Here is a 5,418-nt window from a genome sequence, read left to right on the forward strand (position 1 = left end):
CTTGATCGAAATTGCTCTTTAACAACTTGAATCAAGCAATTCGTGTGGGTGCTTGTGATGTAAGACTGGTAGTCGACTGATTATCAGCAACACAAGTAACACTCGTGAATTCGAGAGTTTATTTGCGATTGCTGAGCCAAGTTTAGGGTTTTCTCAAAACCCAAGCAGTATTGAACTGAAGAGTTTGATCATGGCTCAGATTGAACGCTGGCGGCAGGCCTAACACATGCAAGTCGAGCGGATGAGTGGAGCTTGCTCCATGATTCAGCGGCGGACGGGTGAGTAATGCCTAGGAATCTGCCTGGTAGTGGGGGACAACGTTTCGAAAGGAACGCTAATACCGCATACGTCCTACGGGAGAAAGCAGGGGACCTTCGGGCCTTGCGCTATCAGATGAGCCTAGGTCGGATTAGCTAGTTGGTGAGGTAACGGCTCACCAAGGCGACGATCCGTAACTGGTCTGAGAGGATGATCAGTCACACTGGAACTGAGACACGGTCCAGACTCCTACGGGAGGCAGCAGTGGGGAATATTGGACAATGGGCGAAAGCCTGATCCAGCCATGCCGCGTGTGTGAAGAAGGTCTTCGGATTGTAAAGCACTTTAAGTTGGGAGGAAGGGCAGTAAGTTAATACCTTGCTGTTTTGACGTTACCGACAGAATAAGCACCGGCTAACTTCGTGCCAGCAGCCGCGGTAATACGAAGGGTGCAAGCGTTAATCGGAATTACTGGGCGTAAAGCGCGCGTAGGTGGTTCAGCAAGTTGGATGTGAAAGCCCCGGGCTCAACCTGGGAACTGCATCCAAAACTACTGAGCTAGAGTACGGTAGAGGGTGGTGGAATTTCCTGTGTAGCGGTGAAATGCGTAGATATAGGAAGGAACACCAGTGGCGAAGGCGACCACCTGGACTGATACTGACACTGAGGTGCGAAAGCGTGGGGAGCAAACAGGATTAGATACCCTGGTAGTCCACGCCGTAAACGATGTCGACTAGCCGTTGGGATCCTTGAGATCTTAGTGGCGAAGCTAACGCGATAAGTCGACCGCCTGGGGAGTACGGCCGCAAGGTTAAAACTCAAATGAATTGACGGGGGCCCGCACAAGCGGTGGAGCATGTGGTTTAATTCGAAGCAACGCGAAGAACCTTACCTGGCCTTGACATGCTGAGAACTTTCCAGAGATGGATTGGTGCCTTCGGGAACTCAGACACAGGTGCTGCATGGCTGTCGTCAGCTCGTGTCGTGAGATGTTGGGTTAAGTCCCGTAACGAGCGCAACCCTTGTCCTTAGTTACCAGCACGTTATGGTGGGCACTCTAAGGAGACTGCCGGTGACAAACCGGAGGAAGGTGGGGATGACGTCAAGTCATCATGGCCCTTACGGCCAGGGCTACACACGTGCTACAATGGTCGGTACAAAGGGTTGCCAAGCCGCGAGGTGGAGCTAATCCCATAAAACCGATCGTAGTCCGGATCGCAGTCTGCAACTCGACTGCGTGAAGTCGGAATCGCTAGTAATCGTGAATCAGAATGTCACGGTGAATACGTTCCCGGGCCTTGTACACACCGCCCGTCACACCATGGGAGTGGGTTGCTCCAGAAGTAGCTAGTCTAACCGCAAGGGGGACGGTTACCACGGAGTGATTCATGACTGGGGTGAAGTCGTAACAAGGTAGCCGTAGGGGAACCTGCGGCTGGATCACCTCCTTAATCGAAGACATCAGCTTCTTCATAAGCTCCCACACGAATTGCTTGATTCACTTGCGAAAAGCGATTGGGTTGTTAGACCCGAGAGTAAGACGATTGGGTCTGTAGCTCAGTTGGTTAGAGCGCACCCCTGATAAGGGTGAGGTCGGCAGTTCGAATCTGCCCAGACCCACCAATTGTCATGGGCGTGGCAGGTCTTCGAGGGGCCATAGCTCAGCTGGGAGAGCGCCTGCTTTGCACGCAGGAGGTCAGGAGTTCGATCCTCCTTGGCTCCACCATCCACTCTGCAATCGCTGAAAGCTCAGAAATGAGTGCCTTGAGAATGGCATTGATTTCTGGTCTTTGCGCCAGAACTGTTCTTTAAAAATTTGGGTATGTGATAGAAGTAGACTGATTAATCTCTTTCACTGGTGATTAATCAAGTCAAGGTAAAATTTGCGAGTTCAAGCGCGAATTTTCGGCGAATGTCGTCTTCACGTTAGAGACAATAACCAGATTGCTTGGGGTTATATGGTCAAGTGAAGAAGCGCATACGGTGGATGCCTTGGCAGTCAGAGGCGATGAAAGACGTGGTAGCCTGCGATAAGCTTCGGGGAGTCGGCAAACAGACTTTGATCCGGAGATCTCTGAATGGGGGAACCCACCTAGGATAACCTAGGTATCTTGTACTGAATCCATAGGTGCAAGAGGCGAACCAGGGGAACTGAAACATCTAAGTACCCTGAGGAAAAGAAATCAACCGAGATTCCCTTAGTAGTGGCGAGCGAACGGGGACTAGCCCTTAAGCTTCTTTGATTTTAGCGGAACGCTCTGGAAAGTGCGGCCATAGTGGGTGATAGCCCTGTACGCGAAAGGATCTTAGAAGTGAAATCGAGTAGGACGGAGCACGAGAAACTTTGTCTGAATATGGGGGGACCATCCTCCAAGGCTAAATACTACTGACTGACCGATAGTGAACCAGTACCGTGAGGGAAAGGCGAAAAGAACCCCGGAGAGGGGAGTGAAATAGAACCTGAAACCGTATGCGTACAAGCAGTGGGAGCCCACTTTGTTGGGTGACTGCGTACCTTTTGTATAATGGGTCAGCGACTTATTTTCAGTGGCGAGCTTAACCGAATAGGGGAGGCGTAGCGAAAGCGAGTCTTAATAGGGCGTCTAGTCGCTGGGAATAGACCCGAAACCGGGCGATCTATCCATGGGCAGGTTGAAGGTTAGGTAACACTGACTGGAGGACCGAACCGACTACCGTTGAAAAGTTAGCGGATGACCTGTGGATCGGAGTGAAAGGCTAATCAAGCTCGGAGATAGCTGGTTCTCCTCGAAAGCTATTTAGGTAGCGCCTCATGTATCACTGTAGGGGGTAGAGCACTGTTTCGGCTAGGGGGTCATCCCGACTTACCAAACCGATGCAAACTCCGAATACCTACAAGTGCCGAGCATGGGAGACACACGGCGGGTGCTAACGTCCGTCGTGAAAAGGGAAACAACCCAGACCGTCAGCTAAGGTCCCAAAGTTATGGTTAAGTGGGAAACGATGTGGGAAGGCTTAGACAGCTAGGAGGTTGGCTTAGAAGCAGCCACCCTTTAAAGAAAGCGTAATAGCTCACTAGTCGAGTCGGCCTGCGCGGAAGATGTAACGGGGCTCAAACCATACACCGAAGCTACGGGTATCACGTAAGTGATGCGGTAGAGGAGCGTTCTGTAAGCCTGTGAAGGTGAGTTGAGAAGCTTGCTGGAGGTATCAGAAGTGCGAATGCTGACATGAGTAACGACAATGCGAGTGAAAAACTCGCACGCCGAAAGACCAAGGGTTCCTGCGCAACGTTAATCGACGCAGGGTTAGTCGGTCCCTAAGGCGAGGCTGAAGAGCGTAGTCGATGGGAAACAGGTTAATATTCCTGTACTTCTAGTTACTGCGATGGAGGGACGGAGAAGGCTAGGCCAGCTTGGCGTTGGTTGTCCAAGTTTAAGGTGGTAGGCAGAGTGCTTAGGTAAATCCGGGCGCTTAATGCTGAGAGCTGATGACGAGTCGTCTTTTAGACGATGAAGTGGTTGATGCCATGCTTCCAGGAAAAGCTTCTAAGCTTCAGGTAACTAGGAACCGTACCCCAAACCGACACAGGTGGTTGGGTAGAGAATACCAAGGCGCTTGAGAGAACTCGGGTGAAGGAACTAGGCAAAATGGCACCGTAACTTCGGGAGAAGGTGCGCCGGTGAGGGTGAAGGACTTGCTCCGTAAGCCCATGCCGGTCGAAGATACCAGGCCGCTGCGACTGTTTATTAAAAACACAGCACTCTGCAAACACGAAAGTGGACGTATAGGGTGTGACGCCTGCCCGGTGCCGGAAGGTTAATTGATGGGGTTAGCGCAAGCGAAGCTCTTGATCGAAGCCCCGGTAAACGGCGGCCGTAACTATAACGGTCCTAAGGTAGCGAAATTCCTTGTCGGGTAAGTTCCGACCTGCACGAATGGCGTAACGATGGCGGCGCTGTCTCCACCCGAGACTCAGTGAAATTGAAATCGCTGTGAAGATGCAGTGTATCCGCGGCTAGACGGAAAGACCCCGTGAACCTTTACTGTAGCTTTGCACTGGACTTTGAGCCTGCTTGTGTAGGATAGGTGGGAGGCTTTGAAGCGTGGACGCCAGTCTGCGTGGAGCCATCCTTGAAATACCACCCTGGCATGCTTGAGGTTCTAACTCTGGTCCGTCATCCGGATCGAGGACAGTGTATGGTGGGCAGTTTGACTGGGGCGGTCTCCTCCTAAAGAGTAACGGAGGAGTACGAAGGTGCGCTCAGACCGGTCGGAAATCGGTCGTAGAGTATAAAGGCAAAAGCGCGCTTGACTGCGAGACAGACACGTCGAGCAGGTACGAAAGTAGGTCTTAGTGATCCGGTGGTTCTGTATGGAAGGGCCATCGCTCAACGGATAAAAGGTACTCCGGGGATAACAGGCTGATACCGCCCAAGAGTTCATATCGACGGCGGTGTTTGGCACCTCGATGTCGGCTCATCACATCCTGGGGCTGAAGCCGGTCCCAAGGGTATGGCTGTTCGCCATTTAAAGTGGTACGCGAGCTGGGTTTAGAACGTCGTGAGACAGTTCGGTCCCTATCTGCCGTGGACGTTTGAGATTTGAGAGGGGCTGCTCCTAGTACGAGAGGACCGGAGTGGACGAACCTCTGGTGTTCCGGTTGTCACGCCAGTGGCATTGCCGGGTAGCTACGTTCGGAAGAGATAACCGCTGAAAGCATCTAAGCGGGAAACTCGCCTCAAGATGAGATCTCACTGGAGCCTTGAGCTCCCTGAAGGGCCGTCGAAGACTACGACGTTGATAGGTTGGGTGTGTAAGCGCTGTGAGGCGTTGAGCTAACCAATACTAATTGCCCGTGAGGCTTGACCATATAACACCCAAACAATCTGACGATTGTTGTTATAAGGTGAAGTCGACTTAGCCGAAAATTGGCCAGAACTTGCAAAGCCTTATCACATACCCATTCGGGGTCGCGTCCCAGACGATACCCCAACCGAATTGCTTGACGACCATAGAGCGTTGGAACCACCTGATCCCATCCCGAACTCAGTAGTGAAACGATGCATCGCCGATGGTAGTGTGGAGTTTCTCCATGTGAGAGTAGGTCATCGTCAAGCACCTATACCAAACCCCCGATCTTCGACAGAAGGTCGGGGGTTTGACTTTGTGCCGCAGAAA

At 52.0% G+C, this 5,418-nt stretch carries 2 tRNA genes and 3 rRNA genes; all 5 read left to right on the forward strand.

Annotated features, from left to right (window positions below):
• Positions 1-172 precede the first annotated feature (172 nt).
• Positions 173-1,709, forward strand: a 16S ribosomal RNA gene (locus ACYJSS_RS30550).
• 95 nt (positions 1,710-1,804) lie between these two features.
• Positions 1,805-1,881: transfer RNA gene (locus ACYJSS_RS30555), tRNA-Ile, on the forward strand.
• A 27-nt stretch (positions 1,882-1,908) separates the two neighbouring features.
• Positions 1,909-1,984, forward strand: a tRNA-Ala gene (locus ACYJSS_RS30560).
• A gap of 234 nt (positions 1,985-2,218) precedes the next feature.
• A 23S ribosomal RNA gene (locus tag ACYJSS_RS30565) occupies positions 2,219-5,110 on the forward strand.
• A gap of 131 nt (positions 5,111-5,241) precedes the next feature.
• Positions 5,242-5,357: ribosomal RNA gene (gene rrf, locus ACYJSS_RS30570) — 5S ribosomal RNA — on the forward strand.
• Together the 16S, 23S and 5S rRNA genes with 2 tRNA genes alongside form the textbook arrangement of a ribosomal RNA operon.
• Positions 5,358-5,418: the final 61 nt, after the last annotated feature.

Source organism: Pseudomonas sp. No.21 (assembly GCF_054558415.1).